This is a genomic window from Rhodanobacter sp. B05 (assembly GCF_002001085.1).
Lineage (GTDB): Bacteria > Pseudomonadota > Gammaproteobacteria > Xanthomonadales > Rhodanobacteraceae > Rhodanobacter.
This window is the reverse complement of record NZ_MUNU01000012.1, coordinates 78,201-101,376: the sequence shown is the minus strand read 5'-3', so window position 1 is coordinate 101,376 and position 23,176 is coordinate 78,201. Positions and strand designations below refer to the sequence as shown.

16 protein-coding genes are annotated in these 23,176 nt (G+C 64.2%); 9 read left to right on the top strand and 7 right to left on the bottom strand.

The annotated features are described in order from the left end of the window. Positions 1-35: 35 nt before the first annotated feature. From B0E47_RS05875 to B0E47_RS05865, 3 genes are all read right to left on the bottom strand, one after another. The gene (locus B0E47_RS05875; RefSeq protein ID WP_343124525.1) at positions 36-1,592 is read right to left on the bottom strand and encodes a serine hydrolase domain-containing protein; all 1,557 of its coding nucleotides are present in this window, start codon (positions 1,590-1,592) and stop codon (positions 36-38) included. After that, positions 1,589-2,884, bottom strand: a complete 1,296-nt coding sequence (lysA, locus tag B0E47_RS05870; protein ID WP_077513079.1) for a diaminopimelate decarboxylase — start codon at positions 2,882-2,884, stop codon at positions 1,589-1,591. Before lysA ends, B0E47_RS05875 begins: the two co-directional genes overlap by 4 nt. Before the next feature lie 71 nt (positions 2,885-2,955). Next, on the bottom strand, positions 2,956-4,401 hold the full coding sequence (locus B0E47_RS05865; RefSeq protein WP_139351368.1) for a transglutaminase domain-containing protein: 1,446 nt from the start codon (positions 4,399-4,401) through the stop codon (positions 2,956-2,958). Positions 4,402-4,778: 377 nt separating this feature from the next. On the opposite strand from B0E47_RS05865, the gene B0E47_RS05860 reads away from it, so the two are divergent. From B0E47_RS05860 to B0E47_RS05835, 6 genes are all read left to right on the top strand, one after another. Continuing rightward, positions 4,779-5,876 carry a dipeptide epimerase gene (locus B0E47_RS05860; RefSeq protein WP_077513078.1) on the top strand — a complete coding sequence of 366 codons (1,098 nt, stop codon included), beginning with the start codon at positions 4,779-4,781 and terminating at the stop codon, positions 5,874-5,876. Further along, positions 5,876-6,730: a MurR/RpiR family transcriptional regulator gene (locus B0E47_RS05855; RefSeq protein ID WP_077513077.1), complete on the top strand. Its 855-nt coding sequence runs from the start codon at positions 5,876-5,878 to the stop codon at positions 6,728-6,730. Before B0E47_RS05860 ends, B0E47_RS05855 begins: the two co-directional genes overlap by 1 nt. A 31-nt stretch (positions 6,731-6,761) precedes the next feature. Beyond that, entirely contained in the window at positions 6,762-7,562 is an 801-nt protein-coding gene (locus B0E47_RS05850) for a hypothetical protein (protein WP_139351356.1), read from the top strand. Next, entirely contained in the window at positions 7,559-8,809 is a 1,251-nt protein-coding gene (locus tag B0E47_RS05845; protein ID WP_077513076.1) for a dicarboxylate/amino acid:cation symporter, read from the top strand. The genes B0E47_RS05850 and B0E47_RS05845 overlap by 4 nt, the downstream gene beginning before the upstream one ends. After that, positions 8,806-9,927, top strand: a complete 1,122-nt coding sequence (locus tag B0E47_RS05840) for an FAD-dependent oxidoreductase (RefSeq protein WP_077513075.1) — start codon at positions 8,806-8,808, stop codon at positions 9,925-9,927. The genes B0E47_RS05845 and B0E47_RS05840 overlap by 4 nt, the downstream gene beginning before the upstream one ends. A gap of 96 nt (positions 9,928-10,023) precedes the next feature. Next, on the top strand, positions 10,024-11,928 hold the full coding sequence (locus B0E47_RS05835) for a M61 family metallopeptidase (protein WP_077513074.1): 1,905 nt from the start codon (positions 10,024-10,026) through the stop codon (positions 11,926-11,928). Positions 11,929-12,010: 82 nt separating this feature from the next. Here B0E47_RS05835 and bhcC read toward each other — a convergent pair whose 3' ends face one another. The 3 genes from bhcC to dgcN all read right to left on the bottom strand — a co-directional run bounded on the left by bhcC (position 12,011) and on the right by dgcN (position 16,264). Next, the gene (gene bhcC, locus B0E47_RS05830) at positions 12,011-13,330 is read right to left on the bottom strand and encodes a 3-hydroxy-D-aspartate aldolase BhcC (protein ID WP_254422830.1); all 1,320 of its coding nucleotides are present in this window, start codon (positions 13,328-13,330) and stop codon (positions 12,011-12,013) included. Beyond that, positions 13,327-15,141, bottom strand: coding sequence for a gamma-glutamyltransferase (gene ggt / locus B0E47_RS05825; RefSeq protein ID WP_077513072.1), 1,815 nt, complete (start codon positions 15,139-15,141; stop codon positions 13,327-13,329). Before ggt ends, bhcC begins: the two co-directional genes overlap by 4 nt. A gap of 79 nt (positions 15,142-15,220) precedes the next feature. After that, positions 15,221-16,264, bottom strand: coding sequence for an N-acetyltransferase DgcN (gene dgcN, locus B0E47_RS05820; RefSeq protein ID WP_077513071.1), 1,044 nt, complete (start codon positions 16,262-16,264; stop codon positions 15,221-15,223). A gap of 239 nt (positions 16,265-16,503) precedes the next feature. On the opposite strand from dgcN, the gene B0E47_RS05815 reads away from it, so the two are divergent. The 3 genes from B0E47_RS05815 to B0E47_RS05805 all read left to right on the top strand — a co-directional run bounded on the left by B0E47_RS05815 (position 16,504) and on the right by B0E47_RS05805 (position 22,699). Further along, the gene (locus B0E47_RS05815) at positions 16,504-17,406 is read left to right on the top strand and encodes a LysR substrate-binding domain-containing protein (protein WP_077513070.1); all 903 of its coding nucleotides are present in this window, start codon (positions 16,504-16,506) and stop codon (positions 17,404-17,406) included. 437 nt (positions 17,407-17,843) lie between these two features. Next, positions 17,844-20,978 (top strand): TonB-dependent receptor, encoded by a 3,135-nt coding sequence (locus B0E47_RS05810; RefSeq protein ID WP_077513069.1) that lies wholly within the window; start codon positions 17,844-17,846, stop codon positions 20,976-20,978. 176 nt (positions 20,979-21,154) lie between these two features. Beyond that, positions 21,155-22,699 (top strand): sulfotransferase, encoded by a 1,545-nt coding sequence (locus B0E47_RS05805; protein WP_168171014.1) that lies wholly within the window; start codon positions 21,155-21,157, stop codon positions 22,697-22,699. A 179-nt stretch (positions 22,700-22,878) separates the two neighbouring features. Here the strand turns inward: B0E47_RS05805 and B0E47_RS17010 are convergent, their stop codons facing one another. Continuing rightward, complete coding sequence (locus tag B0E47_RS17010; RefSeq protein WP_168171013.1) at positions 22,879-23,037, bottom strand: hypothetical protein; 159 nt, start codon at positions 23,035-23,037, stop codon at positions 22,879-22,881. Between the last annotated feature and the right edge of the window lie 139 nt (positions 23,038-23,176).

The following is a 23,176-nucleotide window of genomic DNA, read 5'->3' as shown; positions in this document are numbered from 1 at the left end:
GTCTCTCCAACTCGGCGCGAAAGCGGCGCGCAGGTTCAGGGGCAGTCAGCGATGTGTTTGAACGCGAGATCCTCGTAGTCGTAACTGAAGTCCGCGTCCGGGTCGACCTTGGCCATGTGCAGGACGCCATCGACCGCTGCCGGAAAGCGCAACCACGCCTCGGCGTCGCCGTGGTTCCAGTGCACCAGGTAGCGATCGCCCACGCGCATCACCTTGCCGGTCAGCATCGGTGACCTGGCGGAAGCGAATCGCACGGCGTGATCGCGGGCGCATAGGGACACTTCGCCGAACCATGGGTCGCGCCACACGCCCAGGTCCGCAGCGAGATCGGCCGCGCTTGCGGGCTTGCGCGATGAGGTGTCCGGCACACGTGAGGCGTGGCGCGCCTGTGCATCGCGCGCCAGTTCGTCGGCGTAGCTGGCCACGCTGCGCGCCTTGCCCGGCGCGGTGAAGTGCTTCAGCAGCACCTCGTTCAACACCGTGCGCGCGTCTTCGGCCTCGGCGTTGATGAGAAAGACGAAGCCGCTGTCGCGATCAGGCAGCAAGGTCATGGCCGAGTACATGCCCGACAGCGTGCCGGTATGCGACACGGTCAGTTCGCCGTCGACATCCGCGATGCGCCAGCCGTACCCGTAGGCATAGAAACGGGTGCCGTCCCAGGCGCGGCGGCGCGCGGAAATCGGCATCGGCGTGTACGGCGTCCATTCCTGCTGCCGCTGCGCGGGGGTCAGCCACCGCAATTGCTGCGGCGTCGGCGCCAGCCAGTTGCGTGCCCAGGTCAGCATGTCGTGCAGGCTGCAGCGAATGCCACCGGCGGCATCCATCGTGGTGGGGTGGATGATCGCGTCGTCGGCGTCGATGACCACGTTGCGACCGTCGCGGCGGCCGTGCGGCTGGGCCACGTTGCCTACCGCGTCGCGGTTCCAGGTGCCGATCTGGCAGCGTGTCATCCCGAGTGGATCGAATACTTCGCGTCGCAGCAATTGCGCATAGGGTGCGCCCCCCGCTGCGGCAGCGACTTCGCCGGCGACTACATACAGCAGGTTGTCGTAGGCGTAGCCGGCGCGGAAGCTGTAGGCCGGCTTGATGTATTTCAGGCCGGCGATGATGTCCTGCGGGGTGAACTGATTCGGCTGCGGCCACAGCATCAGGTCGCCACCGCCCTCGGGCAGGCCGCTGTGATGCACCAGCAGGTCGCCGACCTGCATGTTGCGCGTGACCCACGGGTCGTACATGGCAAAACCCGGCAAATACTTGCGCACCGGATCGTCCCAGCGCAGCTTGCCCTGCTGCACCAGCCTCGCCAGCACGGTGGCCGTCATCGCCTTGCTGTTGGAAGCGATCTTGAACAGCGTGTCCGGATTGATCGGCCGGCCGGTGTCGGCCAGCTCGCCGACACCGCGCATGTAGGTGACTTGGCCATTCTCGATCACGCCCACGGCGATGCCGGGCAGGTGGTAGCGTGCCACCACCGCATCGACCAGGCGGTCGTAGTCGGCGTCCGGCCCTGTTTTCGGTGCGGTCGCCTGCGCGGCGGTGGTGCAGCCAATCCATGCCAGGGCCAACAGGCCGAATTTCGCCATCTTGTTCATGGGGTCTGCCAGTTCTGCGCCGGCTGCTCGCCGGCGATCATGTCCTCGAAGGTCTGGCGCCGTCGCACGATGGCGTAGCGGCCGCGGTCGAGCAGGACTTCGGCGGCCAGTGGCCGCGAGTTGTAGGTGGACGCCATCGAGGCGCCGTACGCCCCGGTGGCCCTGATCATCAGCAGCTCGCCCGCCGCACATTCGGGCAGCTCGCGAGCACGCGCAAAGGTGTCGCCGGTTTCGCACACCGGGCCGACGATGTCGTACGTCGTCACCGGCCGCCCGGGATCGCCGTGCACCGGCACGATGTCGTGCCAGGCGTCGTACAGACTCGGCCGCGCCAAGTCGTTCATGGCCGCATCCAGCACCAGAAAGTTGCGGCTCGCACCGTGCTTGACGCGAATGACGCGAGTCAGCAGCAGGCCCGCCTCGGCGACCAGCCAGCGTCCCGGCTCCAGCAGCAACTTGCCGTGATAGCCGGCCAGGGCGGCGCGGATCACGTCGACATAGTCGGTCGCCGTCATCGGGCGATCGGTGCCGGCGTGATAGCACACGCCGAGGCCGCCACCAACGTCGATGCTGTTGACCGGATGTCCGGCCTGCACCAGTTCGCGCCAGAAGCCGGCAACCCGATCCAGTGCCAGGCGATAGGGTTCCAGCGACAGGATCTGCGACCCGATGTGCACGTGCAGGCCATCCAGCCGGACGTGCGAATGCCTTGCGCTCCCGGCGAACCAACGTCGTGCTTCGTCGATGCTGACGCCGAACTTGTTTTCCGACTTGCCGGTGGAAATCTTGGCATGCGTCTGCGCGTCGACATCCGGGTTGATGCGTACGGCGGCGTTCGCGATCCGCTGTTGCGCGCAGGCGACCCGCTGCAGCGTCTGAAATTCGTCGTGCGATTCCACATTGAAGCGGGACACGCCGGCCAGCAAGGCTGCCGCGATTTCGTCTTCGCTCTTGCCCACGCCGGAAAACACGATGCGGGTCGCCGGAATCCCGGCTTTCAGGCTGCGCTGCATTTCGCCAATGGACACGATGTCCGCGCCGACGCCGGCTTCGTTCATCAATTGCAGGACCGCCAGATTGCTGTTTGCCTTGACGGCAAAACAGATCTCGGCATCGAGTCCGCGCAAGGCGGCTTGCAGCTCGCTGATGCGCTGGCGCACGGCGGTTGCCGAATAGACATGGCTCGGCGTGCCGACGTCGCGCGCCAGCGCGTTCAAGTCAACGCCATCGAATCGTTGGTTGCCGTCGACCGTGTTCTCCGCGGTCGTCCGGCAGGTGATCGAGTTGTTCATTGGGGCCGTGCGGGCGTCGGGTTCGGCGGTGATGGGTGGATGTCGTTGCGTGGCGAGGTGGCCAGTTGGCATCAGCGAGTGTGGCGGCCTGCGTCTGCGGGCTGTTGCGGCAGCACGTTTGCGGCGAAGTCGTAACTCCACTGGTTGTAGTAGAGGTTGCCACCCTGCCACTCGACCTCGCCGCGCTGGTTGTCGACCGTGTCGGAGCGAAAATGCGTCTTGGCCGGGGCGAACTGCCGCGCATAATCGCTGTTGAAGGCAACCCGGTACGCGTCCAGGCCACCCAGGTAGAACCACCGAAGCGCGGCGTCGCCGTTCTGCGCGTGCGCGCCGGGATGCAACTGCCCGAAGGTGACGTCCATCGGTACCCAACCGTAGGGCGCCAGATAGAGCTCGCCCCAGTCGTGAATATCGTTGTAACCGCCGTCGGCGAAGATCGCCCCGGATTGCCAGCGTGCCGGTATGCCGTTCATGCGCAACAAGGTGATCAGCAACAGGGTCTGCTCACCGCAATCGCCATGGCCGGCGTGCAGGGTGTAGTCGCTGATGTTGGAAAGGGTCGAATATTCGCGCGCGCCGGCCCACGGTATCTGGTCGACCGCGGCAAACAGCTTCTGCGCGATGCGATACGGATTGCTCTCGTCGCCGACGATCTGGCGGGAGAACACGCGCATGGGTTCGCTGAACATCACGTGCGGCGAACGTTCGGCCACGTATGGCGCGAGCGCGGGGGTGATGGTTGCCGACACCACCTTGTCGGCGTCGATGGCGTGGTACTGCGCGTACAGGGTCAGCTCGTAGGTCACCGAGAACTTCGTCGGCTGCCCGGCCTGTGCGATTTTTTCGAAATACACCGTGCGCTGCATCGTCGACGCTGGCGCAATCAGGTGCTGCGCCGGCTCGCTGTCGACATAGCGGATGTCTTCCTGCTGGCCGGGCAACGGACGCGGATAGGGGATCCAGGCGCGCACGGTTTGCCCGGCTGGCACCGAATCGGCATTGACGGTCAACGATTGCGTGATGCGCACGCGCCGCGGCAGCACGCTGCTGCGATGCGTAGCCAGGGCCGCGTCGCGGATATCGCGATGGTGCTGGTTGAGCGTTTCCATCGGAGCGTCGTCGAATGGCGCGGGCAGCTTGCGCCGCGCCGCCGCTTCCGCGCTGAGCCGAAACAGATTGGATGGCGCGCGCTTGAAGTAACGCAGGTGGCCATCGATGAGCATGTGCTCGAACAGCCCGTGCGCGTCCCAGGTCGCGAATTCGGCGTCGCTCAGGTCCGGGATCTGTTCGCGCACCCGTGCCTTGAGCTGGTCCGCGTCGAGGCTGAAATCCAGATCGATGCGACGCATGCGCTCGCGCTGAAACTGCAAGGCCCTGCGCCTGTCCGCAGACAGGGCGGCCCCGTTCAGTGCCGCGTCGATATCGGTTTCGGCGGCCTGGAACTGACCGGCATCGACCAGTGCGACGATCCTGCCCGGGGAGGTGTCGATCTCCGCTGCGACGGGGGTGGCAGCCATGACGATGGCGCCGGGAAGCATCAGCGACAGCAGCATCAGCCAGCCGGCGACATGCGCATGCCTGGGCCGTGCGCGGGCCGTCATCGTGAGCATGTCGTCATCATGAAAGACGCAGTCGTGTTCGGTTGCACATTGTTCCCCACGGTTGTCGTCCCGCGACCGCTGTGTAACATGCCCACCAGGCAGCGTCAATAATTTATTCTTTGTACTTGTGATATAAGAATCACTATTCCATACCGTGCAATGGGGAAGCCGTCATGCCAAACGCTCCAGGGGGCGCCCGATGATCAGCGAGACCGCAAAATGCTGGTCGATCGCATGACCGGCATCGTGCATGTCCAGCCGCACGCAGACGAACCCTCGGGAAACTGACGAGCATGAAAATCACCGATATCCGCTTCGGCATGCTGCGCGTGCCATTGAAGACGCCGTTCAAGACGGCACTGCGCACGGTCGACACGGTCGAGGACATCGTGGTGATGGTGCATACCGACAGTGGCCGGATCGGCTACGGCGAAGCGCCGGCCACCGCCGTGATCACCGGCGACACGCACGGCTCGATCGTCGACGCGATTCGTCACTACATCGCGCCGCGGCTGATCGGACAGGACATCGGCGATCTCAACCGGCTGACCCGGCTGGTGCAGACTTCGATGGAGAAAAACACCAGCGCCAAGGCAGCGGTGGAGATCGCCATCTACGACCTGTGGGGCCAGCTTTACGACGCGCCGCTGTACAAGCTGCTCGGCGGTGGCGACCCTGCGATCACCACCGACATCACCATCAGCGTCGACTACATCGACAAGATGGTGGCCGATTCGGTCGCCGCGGTGGAGCGCGGATTCGAATCGCTGAAAATCAAGGTGGGCAAGGACATCGGCGTCGACATCGAGCGCGTGCGCGCAATCTATGCCGCGGTCGAGGGCCGCGCCCTGTTGCGCCTTGACGCCAACCAGGGCTGGACCGCCAAGCAGGCGGTGTATGCGCTGCAGACGCTGGAGGAGGCCGGGATCAAGCTCGAGCTGATCGAGCAGCCGGTAAAGGCGCGTGACCTCGATGGCATGCGCTATGTCACCGAACGTGTGCACACACCGGTGATGGCTGACGAGAGCGTGTTCGGCCCGCTGGAGGTGGCGGAGCTGATCCGGCTGCGCGCGGCCGACATCATCAACATCAAGCTGATGAAGACCGGCGGCATCTCCAATGCCATCCGCATCGCCGACCTCGCCGCGATGCACGGCATCGAGTGCATGATCGGCTGCATGCTGGAAACCAGCATCAGCGTGGCGGCGGCCGTGCATCTGGCGGTGGCCAGGGCGGACGTGATCACCAAGGTCGATCTGGACGGCCCGTCGCTGTGCCAGTTCAATCCTGTCGTCGGTGGAGTCATCTTCAACGAATCGGAAATTTCCGTCACCGATGCTCCCGGGCTGGGCATCCGCGAGATCCGCGGACTGGAAGAGATCAAAGACTGATGTCGCCGCTGGTCAAGATCCGTTCGGAGCGCGACCGGATGTCGGCGGTGGAACGTCGTGTCGGCGACTTCATCCTGGAGAACGCGCAGCTGCTTCGCGACTATTCGTCGCAGCAACTCGCCAATGCGCTGGGCATCAGCCAGTCCAGCGTGGTCAAGTTCACCCAGAAGCTGGGCTACAAGGGTTACCCCGACCTGAAATATTCGGTCGGTGAGGCGATTGCCCGCGCCGACAATGGCGACGCACCCGAGGCGGCTCCCGCTGCCGGCGGGCCCGGCGAATCGCCGGCTGAAAATCTGTGGCGGCGCAAGTCGGAGGCGGAAGAGGCCACCCGCCTGATCAACCCGCCGAAAGCGATACGTGCCGTGGCCAGGGCGATCGACCAGGCTGGCCGGGATGGCAAGGTCTTCATCATCGGTCTGGGCGAGGATGACATCTACGCACGGAATTTCGCCCTGCGGCTGTCTTTGCTGGGCATCCTCACCGTGCACGACTTCGATACCGCGCGCATGACCGCGAATGCCTCGGCGGCCGGTGCGGGAGACGTGTTGCTGGTTTTCTCCGAGCACGGCAACCACCCGGCGCTATGCAAGATCAGCCGCTACTTCCGCGAGCGCCGCGGCAAGCTGATTTCGGTGACCCGCCATACCCCGAATCCGCTGCGCACGCTGGCCGATCTGGCCCTCGTGGTCTCGGCGCACGACGAGCTGCCGTACATCCAGCCACTGCTCTACCAATCGGCGTTGCAGCATCTGCTCGACGGCGTGTTCGTGCTGCTGTGCGAGGGGCACGACAGTCGTGGCGCCACCTTGCTGGCCAATCTCGAACGCATCCAGCTGATGCTTGAGCCATGATCCTCACCTGCCTCCGAGGCGAGTTATCCGCATGACTTTCCCACGCTCTCTCCGTTCGCGCCTGGTTACCGGCACCTTGTTGCTGATCCTGTGCGCCAGCGCGGCGGTCGGTGATCCGTCGGCCAACGAGGCGGGGAGCTGGCAGCAGTCCCGCCAGCTGGTGCTGGTGACGGTGGCCGACTGGAATGCCGATCATGGCGTGCTGAACACATACACGCGTGGGCGCCACGGCTGGGTCGCGGCGGGCATCTCCGCGCCGGTGACGATCGGCAGCAACGGCGCGGGCTGGGGACTTGGGCTGAATGCGCCGCTTGACGACGGGCCGGTCAAGCACGAGGGCGACAGTCGCAGTCCGGCCGGTGTGTTCCGCATCGGCCAGGTATTCGGTTATGCCGCCGGCGCCGCCACCACGATGCCGTATCGCGCGCTTTCCGCAACGGACTATTGCGTCGACGTCTCGGGTGCCACGCATTACAACCGCATCGTCGATGCAAGCGTGGTCGGTGCCGCTGCGGTAAAGGGTTCCACCGAGCCGATGCGTCGCGACATCCATCTTCATGGCGACCAGCACTACCGTCTCGGCTTCGAGATCGAGCAGAACTGGCAACAGAAGCCGGGCGCAGGCAGCTGCATCTTCGGCCATCTGTGGACGTCGCCGACCGACACCACCGTCGGCTGCACCGCGATGGCGCCGGCGGTGATGCAGTCGCTGGTCGCATGGCTGCAGCCGCAGCGAAAGCCGATCTTCGTGCTGCTGCCGCAAGGCGTCTACCTGAAGGTCCGCGGCGCCTGGCAACTGCCGGTGATCGCTGCACAGGGCTCGTCGCGATGAGCGCCACCAGCCGCGTGCTGACCGGACTGGCCAGCGGCGCCGTGATCGGGTTGTCGATGGCGGCGTGGCATCCGACGGTGGCGCTGGATGTCGCGAACGTGGCGCAACCCATCGGCAAACTGTGGTTGAACGCGTTGCAGATGACCGTGGTACCGCTGGTGCTGGCGCTGGTGGTGGTCGGCGTGAACACCGCCAGTGACGCGGCGGCGTCCGGCCGCATCGCGCGAAGGGCGATCGTGGTATTCATCGTGCTGCTGACCGTGGGCGCCCTGTTCACGGCGCTGGCCGCGCCATTCGTGTTCACGTTGTTTCCGCACGATCCGACCCTGGCTGCAGCGCTCGATCATGTCGCCGTGCTGCCGGCGGCGCAGAGCGCGCCCGTGGGCTGGATCGACGCCCTGGTCGCGATCGTGCCCAGCAACGCGATCGCGGCGGCGGCGCAAAGCGCGATGCTGCCGCTGGTGGTGTTCGCGCTGTTCCTCGGTTTCGCGATGACCCGCTTGCAGGCTGCGCAACGCACGATGCTGGTGGGATTCTTCCAGGCGATTGCCGACGCGATGATCGTGATCGTGCGCTGGGTGTTGTGGGCGGCGCCGCTGGGCGTGTTCGCGCTGATCCTGTCGGTATGTGCGCGGGCCGGGCTGGGCATGCTCAGTGCGCTTGGCGTGTACGTGCTGGTGGAGTGCCTGCTGTATCTCTCCGTGGCGCTGATGATGCTGCCGGTGGCGGTGTTCTTCGGCGGCGAGCGCATCGGCCGCTTCATCGTCGCGCTGGTGCCGGCGCAGGTGGTGGCGCTCAGCACGCAATCCTCGCTGGCGTCGTTGCCGGCCATGCTGGAAGGCGCGGATCGCAAGCTCGGCTATCCGGAGCCGGTCACCGCGCTGACCCTGCCGATGGCGGTTTCGCTGTTCCGCCTCACCAGTCCGGTGCAGTACGTCACCTCGGCAGCGTTCATCGCGTGGGCCTACGGCATCGACCTTTCCGCGGCGCAACTGCTGACCGGCGCGCTGCTGGCGGTGGTGATCAGCCTCGGTTCGGTGGGGCTGCCGGGGCAGGTGACCTTCATCGCCACCAACCTGCCGGTGGCGCAGGCAATGGGCGTGCCACTGGGGCCGCTGGGCCTGATGCTGGCGGTCGACACCCTGCCCGACACGCTGGCCACGTTCGGCAATGTCACCGCCGACATGACGGCCACCAGCGTGGTGGCGCGGCAGTCGCGGCGCGATACGGAAAGCACACGAACATGATCGAAGTGGACGTCATCGTGATCGGCGCCGGCATGGCCGGCGCGTCGGTTGCCTATTTTCTTGCGCCGCATGCACGGGTGCTGGTGCTGGAGCGTGAGGCATACGCCGGCATGCACTCGACCGGCCGCTCGGCGGCGTTGTTCAGCGAAACCTACGGCTCGCCGCAGGTGCGCGCGTTGACGCGCGCCACGCGACCGTTCCTGGTGGCGCCGCCGGCAGGTTTCGCGGCGCAGCCCATCCTCGGTCCGCTGGGTGCCACCATCATCGGCAGCGCGCAGCAGATCGACGGCGTGCGCGCGCTGTACGAGGCGATCCTGCCGTTCACCCGCGACATCGAGCTGCATGACGCGGCCCGCGTGCGTGCCGCCGTGCCGGTGCTGAAACCCGAGTTCGCGCAGATCGGGCTGCACGAACCCGGCGCGGCCAGCATCGACGTCAACGAATTGCATCAGGGTTTCCTGCGCGGGCTGCGCGCCCGTGGCGGTCAATTGCGCCTGAACGTGGCCATTCGCGCGATCTCGCGCGTGGCGGGCGGCTGGCAGGTGGAGGATGGTGAGGAGACGTTCCGCGCACCGCTGCTGCTCAACGCGGCGGGTGCGTGGGTCGATCAGGTGGCCATGCTGGCCGGCGTGACGCCACTGGGCATCACGCCGAAGCGGCGTTCCGCCTTCGTGTTCGATCCGCCGCAGGGGTTGGCCACGGCGGGCTGGCCGTTTGTCACCGATTTCGCCGAGAGTTTCTACTTCAAACCGGATGCCGGCCTGTTGCTGGGCTCGTGCGCCAATGCCGATCCGGTCGAGCCGCACGACGTGCAACCGGAGGAGTACGACATCGCGCTGGGCATCCATCGCATCGAGGAAGCCACCAGCATGACCATCCGTCGACCCCGACGGACGTGGGCCGGCCTGCGTTCGTTCGTCGCCGACGGCGATCTGGTCGGCGGCTTCGCGACGGATGCGCCCGGGTTCTTCTGGGTCGCTGCACAAGGCGGCTATGGCATCCAGACCAGCGCCGCGATGGGCGAGGCTTGCGCGCACCTGGCGCTGGGTCTGCCATTGCCGGCGCAGCTGGTCGATGCGGGATTGTCTGCGGCGCTGCTGGCACCGCGCCGCCAGTAACGCGTGGCGGCAGGTTCTTGATCGCCGGGACATGCGGGAAGGTGGGTGCGATTCAATTCAACGTGCAATAACGTCATCGGATACTTCGGAGGATGCATGAAAAGACTGTCATGGCTTCTGGGCACGGTTGCTCTCGTCGCCTCGATGTCCTGCGCGGGGCAGGCATCGACGGATGTTCCCGCCGGCCCCGTCGCGATCACGGTGCGGCTGCCCAATCCGGCACAGAAAGTTCTTTATGTGCACGAGGTCATGCCGGTGCGGCCAGGACCGTTGACGCTCTACTACCCGAAATACATCCCCGGTGACCACTCACCGGATGGCCCGATCGGCACCATGATGGGCCTGGAAATCGCGGCCGGTGGCAAACGCATCGCCTGGCATCGCGATGAAGTGGACATGTTTACCTTTCATCTGACGGTGCCTGCCGGTACGGACCGGATCGACATCCGCTTCCAGTTCCCGGACGAGGACCGCGTCACGCCGCAGCTGCTGGATCTCACCTGGGATCATGTCGCGCTGTACCAGGCCGGCTATCCGACCAGGCTGCAGATGTATCAACCGACCCTGGTCATCCCCGCCGATTGGCACTATGCCAGTGCGCTGCGCACCGCAAATCGCAGCGGCGAGCGCATCACGTTCAAGCCCGTGCCGTTCAACACGCTGGTCGATTCGCCGGTGATCGCCGGGAAATATTTCCGTCAGGTCGACCTCACCCCGACCGGCTCATCCGTACATCGCTACCTGGCCATGGTGGGTGACGATGCCGCTGCCATCGCCGCTTCCGATGCACAGATTGCCGACTTTCGGCATCTGATCGAGCAGGCGCAGGCGTTGTTCCACTCTCATCACTACGAGGACTATCACCTCCTGCTGGTATTGAGCGACCACACCTCGCGCGGTGGGCTGGAGCACCACCAGTCCAGCGATGATCGCGCGCGCGGCGGCACGAAGATGTTTGCCGACGCCGACCATTTCATGCTGGACGGCTCGCTGCTGCCGCACGAGTACACCCACTCGTGGAACGGCAAGTTCATGCGCCCGGCCGAACTGTGGCAGCCCGACTTCGAGCGCCCCGAACACGCGCAGATGATATGGGTATACGAGGGACTTACGGTTTACCTCGGTGACATGTTGACCGCGCGCAGCGGGTTGTGGTCGCCGGACACCTGGCGTGAGGCGGTCGCTTACCGCGCCGCCGCCATGGCGCACCGGACCGGTCGCGCCTGGCGCCCGCTGGTTGACACCACCACCGCCGCGCAGCTGCTCTATGGCGCGCCGAATGCATGGTCGAACTGGCGACGGGAGACCGACTTTTATCGCGAAGGCCAATTGTTGTGGCTCGCCGTCGACATGAAAATCCGGGGCTTGAGTGGCGACAAGCATTCCCTCGACGATTTCGCCCGGCGGTTTTTCAGTGTCGACAATGGCAGCTTCGTCACCCGCACCTACACCTTCGACGACATCGTCAACGCGCTCAATGCAGTCCAGCCGTACGACTGGGGCGGCTTCCTGCACAACTGGCTGGACGGCGTGGGTCAACAGGTTCCGCTGCTGTCCGGCATCGAGGCCAGCGGTTGGCGTCTGGTCTACACCGACAAGCCTTCGCGCTACCAGAATGCGCTGGAGAACGTCGGCAACGGTGAACTCAGCGGCAAAGGTGTCAATGCCATGTTCTCGGTGGGACTGTTCCTTAAGAGTGATGGCGAAATCGAGGACGTGCGGTGGGGCGGACCGGCCTTCAAGGCGGGGCTCGCACCGGGCATGAAGCTCATCGCCGTCAATGGGCGGCAGTACAGCACGCCCGTGCTGCGCGATGAAATCGCCAAGGCACAGCAGAGCAGGCAACCACTGCAGATGCGCGCGCAGGGCGATGGCGTCACCAGCTCCTACACCGTCAACTACGATGGTGGCCTGAAATACCCGCACCTGATCCGAGTGCCCGGCACGACCGATTACCTGAAGCAGGTGCTCGCCCCCAAACCACTGGTGCATGGTTCGTGAGTTCGGAGTTTCACCCGCGCGGCAAACGCATGGGAACCAGAGCAGCCCGGGGCGAGGACTGCCGGTTGGGCGACGCCGATCTTCAGTAGCCCCTTCCGCGAGCCGAGACCGGCCAGACCACCTCGACCTTGCCGTTGCGCACGCCGACGTACCAGTCATGGACATTGCAGGTCGGGTCGCAATGGCCGGGAACGAGCTTCAGCTTTTCGTTGACACGCAGAACACCGCGCTTGTCCTCGATGACGCCGTGCTCGTCCGAGCAGTTGATGTATTTCACATCGTCGCGGCCGTAGACGAAGGGCAGGCCGCTATCGACCGACTGCGCCTTGAGACCCGCATCGCAGACCGCCAGATCGGGCTTGGCGTGGCTCATCACCGTGGTCAGGATGAAGAGTGCGTTCTCCCATTCGCCATGATCGAGGCGATTCCCGTCCTGGTCCCTGATGCGGCCGTAGTCGGCGTCCATGAAGGCGTAACTGCCGCATTGCAGTTCGTTGTAGACGACTGAACCGGACTCGAAGCGATACGAGCCGGTGCCACCGCCCGAGACCAGGTCCGGCTTCAGTCCGACCGCCTGCAGGGCAGCGACGACGGCTTTCACCTGGATGATGGCGGCATCGAGTTTGGCCTCACGCTCCGCGTAGCTTTCCAGGTGCTGCATGGCGCCTTGATACGCCTGGATGCCGGTGAATATCAGGCCGGGCGCGGCGTCGATGGCCCTGGCGATCTCGACGGCGGCCTCGCTCGTCGTGACGCCGCAGCGGCCCGCGCCGCAATCGATCTCGACCAGGCATTCGAGCGTCGTGCCGTGCTTCTGCGCGGCGGCCGAGAGGTCGCCCACGTTCGCCACATCATCGATGCAGACGGCGATCCGGCCGCCGTATTTCGGCAGCTGCGCGAGACGGTCGATCTTGAGCGGGTCGCGCACCTGGTTCGAGACGAGGATGTCCTTGATCCCGCCGCGGGCGAAGACCTCGGCCTCGGCAACCTTCTGGCAGCAGATGCCCACGGCGCCGCCCAGTCTTTCCTGCAGCTTCTGCACGTCGACCGACTTGTGCATCTTGCCGTGGCTGCGATGGCGCATGCCGTGCGCTTTCGCGTAATCGCCCATTTTCCGGATGTTGCGCTCGAGTGCGTCGAGATCGAGGATCAGGCACGGAGTCTGGATATCCGCCTCGACCATGCCTGGCAGAGCGGGTATGTCATAGCCGACGGTGTAGCCGGCGAAATCCGTCTTCGCGTTCATGCAAGGGTTCTGAACTCCGGAGCAGGTTTTCGGGATCGGCATGGCTGCCGTTGATGACGACACCGGCGCGCCTGTACGCGAACATGCTGCGCGCCCCGATGGCTGGAGGGAAGGGCTCCGGCATTCCCGGGGCGTCGCACCGGATTGTCCGATCAATAACCGGCGGCCAGTCCGGCCGGCCGACGCGGGTCGTTGGCGCCTTCCAGCAGGCCGGTCTTTGGATTGACCAGGATCGCCTCGACGGCACCGCCGCTGAACCGCTGGAACTTGTAGCCCATCGCTTCCAGGGCCTGCTGCGACGTGGGCGTAAGCAGGCCCTCGCCGGCGTAAACGACATCGGGATACCACTGCTGGTGTACGCGCGGTGCATTGACGGCCTGCTGCATGTTCATGCCGAAGTCGACCACGTTGAGAATGCTGTCCAGCGTGGACGAGATGATGGTCGCGCTGCCGGGGCTGCCGGTGAGCATGAACGGCTTGCCGCCGCGCAGCACGATGGTCGGCGTCATCGAGCTCAAGGGTCGCTTGCCCGGTTCCACCTGATTGATCACCCCCTGGACCAGGCCCGCTCCGTTGGCTACCCCCGGCTTGGAGGTGAAGTCGTCCATTTCGTCGTTGAGGAAGAAACCGGTATCGCCGGCGATCTGTTTGTTGCCGAACAGGAAGTTGACGGTGTAGGTGACGGCGACGGCGTTGCCGTCCTTGTCGACGACCGAGTAATGCGTCGTGTGCTGCCCTTCGGGCGCGCCGAGACTGCCCGTGATCTCGGATGACGGCGTGGCCTTGTCCGGCAGGATGGTGGCGCGCAGTTTGGCCGCGTGACTAGCCGAGAGCAGCTTGTCGATCGGGTTGTGCACGAAGGCTGGATCACCCAGGTAAGTGTTGCGGTCGGCGAAGGCGCGGCGTTCGGCCTCGACCAGGTAATGCACGGTGTTTACCGAGCCGTAGCCCCACTGGGCGAAGGGATACGGTTTGATGATCTGCAGAATTTCGCAGAGTGTGGTGCCGCCGGAACTCGGCGGCGGCGCCGAGACGACGGTGTAGCCGCGGTACTCGCACGTGATCGGCTTTTCCCACTGTGCGGTGTAGCCGGCAAAGTCGCGCAGCGACAGGATGCCGCCATTGGCGTCGCTGCCCTTGACCACGGCGCGGGCGATCGGCCCCTCGTAGAACGCCCTGGTGCCACCGTTGGCGATCAGTTCCAGCGTGTGCGCCAGGTCCTTCTGCACCAGCCGCTCGCCAACCGCGAACGGCTGGCCATGATTGAGGAAGATCGCCGCCACGTTGGCATGCCTGGCAAAATCCTCGCTGCGCGGGTCGAGGCTGTCGACGTCACCCTGCTTGAGCACGTAGCCCTCGCTGGCCAGCTTGATGGCCGGCGCGATGACCTGCTTCAGCGACATCGTGCCGTAGGCTTTCAGCGCGGTGGCGAAACCCATGACCGTGCCTGGCACACCCACGCCGAGATAGCTGTCCGTACTGCGTCCCTCGACGACGTTGCCGTCGGCGTCCTGGAACATCGTCGGCGTGGCCTTCAACGGAGCCTTCTCGCGGAAATTGAGGAACAGGTTGCGACCGTCCCTGAGGTGGATGGTCATGAACCCGCCGCCGCCGATATTGCCGCAGCACGGATGCACCACGGCTTCCGCAAAACCTACCGCCACGGCGGCATCCACGGCATTGCCGCCCTGTTTGAGAATGTCCACGCCCACCATGGTGGCCAGGTGCTGCGCGCTGACCACCATGGCGTGCCTGGCGGTCACCGGTTTGGCGTTTTGCAGTGCCGCTCGGGTGCTGACGGGCTCGCGACCGGTTGCGTCAGGATTGACATCCTGGGCGCAGGTCAGCGCGCTGAATGCTGCCAGCATCGCCGCCAGCAGGGCGCGTCGCCTCCACCGGCGGTGAGGTAACGCCGTCGCCGGTGTGGCTCGCCTGGCATCGAGTTTCGGTGTGTTTGAATCGGACATGGGTTCACCCTTGGCAGTAATCGGATCCGGCATGTTCGCATCCGCGCGCTCGACGAAAAGGCAAATTCATCCGCCCCGGTCAGTTCGCGCAGCGTGCGAGCAGGCTGTCCACGATATCCTCGACACCCATCGTGACAGGATCCTGGCAGGGTAGCTCAAGCAAATCGCCGATTTGCCGGCACGCTGCAGCGGCTTCCGCTCTGGCCAGGCCCGATGTGTTGAGCGCGACGCCGACGGCCTTGACCGCGGGATTGGTCAGGCGCGCGGCGACGAGGTTGGCTTCGAGGCAGAGTTTCAGCTCGGGCAGCGGGCAATCCGACAGGCCGCGCATGTGCTGTCGGGTTGGCTCGTGGCACAGCACCAGGGCGTCGGGCTGGGCTCCATGCAGCAAGCCGAGCGACACGCCGGCATAGGAAGGATGGAACAGCGAGCCCTGGCCTTCGATCAGGTCCCAGCCACCGTCGAGGCGGACCGGCGAAATCCATTCGGCCGCGCCGGAGATGAAGTCGGCGACTACCGCATCGATCGGCACGCCCGATCCGGCGACGAGAATGCCGGTCTGGCCGGTCGCGCGAAAATCCGCCGGCAGACCGCGTTGACGCATGGCGCGTTCGAGTGCCAGTGCGGTGTACATCTTGCCCACCGAGCAATCGGTACCCACGGTGAGCAGCCGCCGGCCTGCGCGTGGGCGACCCGTGCCGACCGGGATGTTCCGGATCGGGTCGCGTGCATCGAACAGCACGCGGCCATTGCGTCGGGCAGCGGCCACGATGTCCGGGTTCTCACGCAGTTTCTGGTGCAGGCCCGCGGCCACGTTGAGGCCGGCGTCAAGCGCGGCGATGGCATCGGCGACGATTTCCGCCGACATCAGCCCACCGGCATTCGCGGCACCGATCACCATGGTATCGGCACCTTCGCTCCTGGCCCGGGTCATGTTCATTTCGAACAGGCCGAGGGTCGGCTTGCAATCGGGGCGCCGATATTGGCCGATGCACCAATCCGGACGCCAGTGCGCAAGTCCCCTGGCCGTCTTGATGGCCAGATCGTCGGCCGCGCTGCCCAGATAGAGCAGGTACGGCGGACCCCAATGGGCAGGCAAGGCTGCATCGGCAGCGTTGGACATGAATTGATTACTCCACTCGACGGGTCTTCGTTCACCCACGAAGATACGCCGGGAGCATAGTCACCGGCAGGCGCAAGTCACCAATGAAAAAAGCGCCGACTTGCATAACTGAAGGTTGTGGCCCTGCTCCCCGGAGTGGGTCGTCGCGGGCAGGCAAGGGCGGCGGGATTTGCCTGGGTGGCACGCCTTGTGTTGCACTCAAGCCACGTTGCCATCGTGGCCAAGGGTGAAACCCGGTTATGCGCCTGCGCTACATTGAGTTGTTCCATGCCGTCCTGACTACCGGAAGCCTGACCGGAGCGGCAAACCTGCTGAACATCTCGCAGCCGGCGGCCAGCAAGGCCTTGCAGCAAGCCGAACAGCAACTCGGCTTTGCCTTGTTCAGCCGGGTGCGTGGACGCCTGTTGCCGACCGAGCAGGCACTGCTGTTGCGCCAGCGTATCGAAAAGATCATCCAGGAATTGAACGAGCTGCAGCGCCTCACGGCGAACATGAGCCTGACGGACAGTTGCCCGTTGCGGGTGACTTGCACGCCTGCACTGGCTCAATCGCTGGTGCCCGATGCGGTCACGTTGTTGCGCAAGATCTTTCCGGGCACGAGCGTGGAGCTGTTCACCCAGCACTCGGCAGTGATGTGTGAATCGCTGCTGCTCCACGAAACCGACATCGGCCTGACCTTGCAGGATACCGGTCGCCAGAACCTGTGCCGGGAGCCGCTGTGCCGCGGGCAGGTCATGGTGATCGCTCCTCCGGATTGGTGGTCGGTCGCGGAGTTGAAACGTCCCTTGCCGATCACCGCGTTGGCCGGTCAACCCATGATCGGCATCGCGGTGCAGGATGCACTGGGCAACATGTTGCAGAGCCACCTGGCGCAGCTTTCCCCGGCGCCGCGTACCCCGGTGCGGGTGCAGACCTACCAGCTGGCGCATTCACTGGTTGCGCAAGGTGAAGGCCTGGCGCTGGTCGATCCGTTCACCGCACGGCGCGACGGCGGCAAAGCCGTGCAAATGCGTCCGCTCGACCTGCGCATGGATGTCGTGCTGTATGCGATTTATCGACCGGACAGCCCGTTGAACGCGGTGCAGAAACGTTTCCTCGGCCTCGTGCGTCAACTTGCGCAGCGGTTGTTGGCTACCGTTTGAGGGTGCGTTGCACGCCCGTTCCGGGTAGCCAAGGCGACGACATTGCACTGGATACGCTGTGCGCGCTTTCTCCCTTGAGTCGCGTCATCCGGCGCCAGCGCATTGCGCCGATGGCGAACGTCCACAACCTGCGGTTATGCAAGTCGGCGCTTTTTTCATTGGTGGCCGATACCTGCTGCTGTTTATGCTCGGCATGAATGACCCGGGGTGGGAGCGGCGTTCATGTTTGATCGAAGCGCACCGTCACCGAGCGCACAGTCCGCCAGCGGAGTGACGCCATGCTGCAGCGCCGCGCGGCGATACCTGTCCGTTTCCAGCCGCCGTGGCTGCGCTCAATCTTCCGGCTCATCGTTCTCTTGCAGCGTCGGCCCCCGGGTTGTCACGTTGCGTTTGTCCGTTGACTTGCAAAGCCATTGACCAAGTGGGGTGCACACCTAATGAAGTCCAATCCTGTACGCACAGCACGTCGCCGCCACATCTTTCAGCGCAAGGCGCTGGTACTGGCCATCGGGTCCGTCATCTCGGGCTTTGCGGGCACGGCATGGTCGCAGGCGACACGCGGCACCATCCAGGGCACGGTCCCGGTTCAAGCGAACGAGACCATTCAAATTACGGGCGGCGCGGGCTTCCGCCGCACCGTCTCCGTGGATCCGTCCGGCAAATATTCGATCACCCTGCCGGTCGGGACCTATACGGTTTCCCTGCTGCAAGATGGCAAGGTTGTGCAGAGTCGCGATGATGTGAGTCCGGTGGCAGGCGGCGCGGTCGCGGTGGATTTTTCGTCGGCGTCAGGCGGCAAGAACATCGCGAACCTCAGTGGCGTCGTCGTCACGGCCAACGCGATTCCCCCGATAGATGTGAGCACGACCAACCAGGTCACCACGATTACGGCCGAGCAGCTGCGGCAATTGCCGTTGCAGCGATCCGCTGCGGACATCGCGATGTTGGCGCCCGGTGTCAACATGGGCTCACCCCAGCTGAGCTCTGGTCCGCTGGGTACGCCGATCAACGTGTTTGGAGGCGCCTCGACTGCCGAGAATGCGTATTACATCGACGGCATGAATGTCACCGATGCGCTCACGGCGCAGGGCGGTATCGAGCTTCCCTATGGTGCCATCGAGCAGCAACAGACCTTCATCAGTGGCTACGGCGCCACGTATGGCCGTTCCATCGGTGGCGTGATCAACCAGATCGGCAAGAGTGGTTCCAACCAGTGGCACTTTGGCGTGCGTGCCCAGTGGGAGCCAGCCGGCACTCCGTGGAGAGCCGATAAACGCAACTACTACTTTGCCAATCCACTGGAGACCGACCCGGGCCTGAGCCCCGGGGATCTGAGTACATACAACAAGGGCAATCATGCCCAGGAAACGGTTTACGACGCCTACGTCAGCGGCCCGATCATCAAGGACAAATTGTTCTTCTTCCTGGCCGCCGAACAGGACAACACGAGTGGCACCACCATCGGCTCGGTCGAAAGTCCATTCGCGTACGACTACAAGATGCACGCGCCCAAGCTCTACGCGAAACTGAACTGGAATATCAACGACAGCAACCTGCTGACCGTGACCGGTCTGCAGAGCTCCAACAAGACGTGGCAGACGGATTACAACTTCGACTACGACGCCTTGAAGACCGGAACTTTTTCCAACCTCGATCAGACGGCCAAGACCAAGTTCAGCATGTGGACGGCCAACTACACGTCCTATCTCACCGACGACCTGACCCTCAATGCGATGCTCGGCAAGACGCGTGGGGAGTATTACACCGAGCAGCCTGGCTATCCGGGGTTCGATCCCAACTTGCCGCATGTCGGCAGCCCTTCCGTGCAGAACCCTGCGTTCGTCCCGCCCGGGGGTATTGTCAACTCGCAGACAAACTCGCAGCAGTCCGATCCGTCGCATCGCGTCAATGTCACGAGCTATCGCCTGAGTCTGGACTACAAGCTGGGTAACCATGATTTCCAGGCTGGCATCGACAACATCAACTCCTGGGATTTCAATGATGGCGCCGAAATGACCGGGCCAGGTTATGCGTGGGTCTACGGCAGTGGCGATCCGGGCACGCCGCTTTTTGGCACCGGTCCCGGCAGTCCGCCGTATGTCGCCCCGTCACCTGATTGCACGACCGGGTCCGATGGGAAAACGCATTGCTACTATGTAATGCAGCGTATCGATCGCTCATCCGCATCGGTGAAGGTCATCCAGCGCGCCCAGTACATCGAGGACAACTGGCAGGTTACGCCGAACCTGCTGCTGAACCTTGGCATGCGCAATGACCAGTTCACCAACTTCGACGGGTCTGGCGTGCCCTACATCAGATTGACCAAGCCGCAATGGGCGCCGCGTCTGGGTTTCAGCTGGGACGTGCACGGTGATTCGACGTTGAAGGTGTTTGGCAATGCCGGTCGCTATTACCTCGCGCTGCCGTTGACCACGGCAACGTCCATTGCCGCACCTGTGACGGCAACCAATTTGTACGGTACCTATACGGGTATCGACCCGGCGACCGGCGAGCCGATCGGTTTCACACCCTTGCCGCAGACGCCGTCGACCGGTGTGTCGATCGACAACGAATATGGCCAGCCGAAAGATCCGAGAGTATCCACGGCGCAAAACATCCAGGCCGAATTTTCAGACAATTACGTTCTAGGCGCGCAGCAGCAGTTCGAGATGCTGGGAACGAAGTGGGTAGCCAGTGCAACGGGTACCTACCAGAAGATGAATCGCATCATCGATGACTATGACGACGAGCAACGGGAGTGTGCGGCGGGGCTGGCGCAAGGCTATTCCTGGATGACGCCGGATTCCTGCAGTGACTGGTCACAGAGCCTCGTCCTGATCAATCCGGGCGTTACCAACAACCTCCTGATGAAGGCGCCGGACGGCTCCCTTGTTCCGGTCACCTTTACAAAAGCAGATCAGGGCTTCACGAAGGGGCCGGAACGCCGTTATTACTCCCTGGACCTGTCGCTGGCGCACGACTGGGACGGCAAGTGGATGGCCAAGATCGACTACGTGTTCTCCAGGACCTGGGGCAATACGGAAGGGCCGGTCAGTACTTATTCGCAACAGAGCGGCTCCTACGAATCGCTCACGACGGCATGGGATTTCCCTGAAAGGATGGAGTGGTCGTCCGGCGTGCTGCCCAATGACCGCAGGCACCAGTTCAAGGTCTTCGGCGCTTATGCGATCGATTCGGAATGGACGGTTGGCGGCAATCTGTACGCTGCTTCCGGTACGCCCCGCATGTGCAGGGGCGGCTACGGACCTGGCCAGCTGGCATTGCACGGTTCCCACACCTACTACTGGTGCGGCGGGGTGCCGGTTCCACCGGGTTCGCTGGGCCGCATGCCGTGGACCACCCGGCTCGACCTCAATGTGGACTACAAGCCGGCGTGGGCTGATCGCAAGCTCGACTTCGGCCTCGCGGTGTTCAACCTGTTCGACAGCCAGCAGGCGATCTTCGTCAACGACTTTTTCGGAACAACCAATAATCCGAATTCCGATTACGGCAGGCTGCTGAATACCCAGGCACCGCGCATGGTCCGCTTCTCGGTCGCCTACGATTTTTGATTGAATGAAAGCCTCCCCATTGCCGGGCCTCGTGCCCGGCTTTTTTTGCGACGGGTTTGCAAGCGGCGTAGTCTTGCCGATCAATGCCGCCGGCCAGTGACGACATGACATCCCACACAAGAACAGTTTCAGGGCAGTTGCCTGCGCGGCAGTCACTCTCACGGGTGGCGGCCCGCATGCTGGCCAGGGCGAGAATCGAATGGGAGCGACGACAGTTCGATGCGGCCGAGCAGTCACTGGCCAATGTGCTGGCGTTGGCCCCGCAAGACCCGGATGCCACTCGGATGCTGGGGATGGTGGCCCAGCGCCGCGGCGATCACGCCAGGGCCATTGACTGCTTCAGTCAGGTCCTTGCGGTATGGCCCGACGACTCCGACCTGCGTGTCTGGCTGGGTATCGTGCTGTATGAGCATGGCGAAACCCATGAGGCGGTGACGCATTTTCGGGATGCCTGCAGACTCGAACCAGCATCGGTGCCGGCCTGGTTCAATCTCGGCGAGGCGCTCGCGCGCGAAGCCTATTCGGAAGAGGCTGCCGCCGCGTTGCAACGGGCACTTGAACTCGATCCCTCACATATCCCGGCGCGGCTTTCACTGGCGAGGTCACAGGCGAACCTCGGTCAGGTCGACGCGGCAGTGGCGGGCTTTCGCGAAGTAGTGCGCCGCGATCCCGGCAACGAGGACGGGTGGTTCGGCCTGTCGAACCTCAATACCGTTCGCTTCGATGCTGCAGACACGGCATGCCTGCAGCACGCCCTGGCCCGTGGAGACTTGTCGCCCCGTGCCCGAGAGTTACTCGGCTTCACCCTTGCCAAGGCACTCGAAGGTCAGGGTGATTATGCCCAGGCCTTCGAAACGTTCCGGCATGCCAACGCGTCGCGGCACAGCCGGGTCAGGTGGGACGCCGCGGGAGAGCGCCGGCGCGTGGATGCCATCCTGCGTGTGTTCGCGGATGAGGCGCCGCCCCCGCTTGATGCCCGGGTGGGTCATGAAGCCATCCTGATTGTCAGTATTCCGCGCTCCGGATCGACCCTGGTCGAGCATATTCTGGCCTCCCATCCCGAGGTCGAAGGGGCCAACGAGATCAAGGACCTTACTCAGGTGGTGGACGCCGAAACGCATCGCCGGAATTCTGCGTTTCCACTATGGGTGCCTGAAGCCGGCGCGCAGGATTGGCAGCGCATGGGTCACGAGTATCTCGTGCGAACCGCGCGCTGGCGCAAGGACAAGCCCCGCTTTACCGACAAGAGCCTGGTGAGCTGGTATCTCGTGGGCGCGGCATTGAGGATGCTGCCGGCGGCGCGCGTGGTCATTGTCCGGCGCGATCCGGTGGAGACGTGTCTTGCGTGCTACCGGCAGTGTTTCGCCGAAAATGCGGGCTTCGCCTGCGACCTCGACGAGACAGCCGATTACTGCATCGACTTCCTGCGTTTGACGCGCTTCTGGGCGGCCAGGTACCCAACCCGCGTTTTCGACCTGGAATACGAAGGCCTGGTGGCCGAGCCGGAGCCGGTGATCCGTCAGTTGCTGGAATTCTGCGGCTTGCCGTTCGATCCCGCCTGCCTCGATTTCCACAAGACGTCGCGTAGCGTACTGAGCCTGCCCAGTGCCGCCCAGGTCCGGCAACCGATGCGTCGTGACACCGCGCGCAGCGCGCGTTATGGCGACAAGCTGGACCCTCTGCGTCAGCGCTTGCGGGATGCGGGCGTGCCGGTCGGGTGAGCGGGCGGCATCCGCACGCTGGCGGGCGGTCCCTGTGCCCACGTTGCGGGCGATGGTCTACAACTCTGAGTTATGCAAAGTGCCGGTCTTTTCATTGGCGGCTTTCGTGCACTTGTAACTATGCTCGACTCTCCGCCGTGCGGCGTGAATCGACACATGGGCGCAACACGCCGGGAGATTCATCCGTTGAGCAGCAAGGCTATGGGCGTCAGCGGTATCTTTGCGGCCTTGACGTTGGGGCAACCCGCATGAACGATGGCGGCGGCCCCTTGCGGGAAAGCCTGCTCTCCGCGGGGCAACAGGTAGTTCGCGACGACAAGCGACGTCTGCAATGGCATGGCCAATGCCCGTTGCGACTTCGTGACATCGTGGTCTCGCCGAAACCTTACGCACGGAGCTGCTCTTGAGCCAGCCAGCTGAACCAGTCGCCCCGGTCGTGCCTGCCGTTGCGGGATCATCAACCACGGGTGAGCCCGG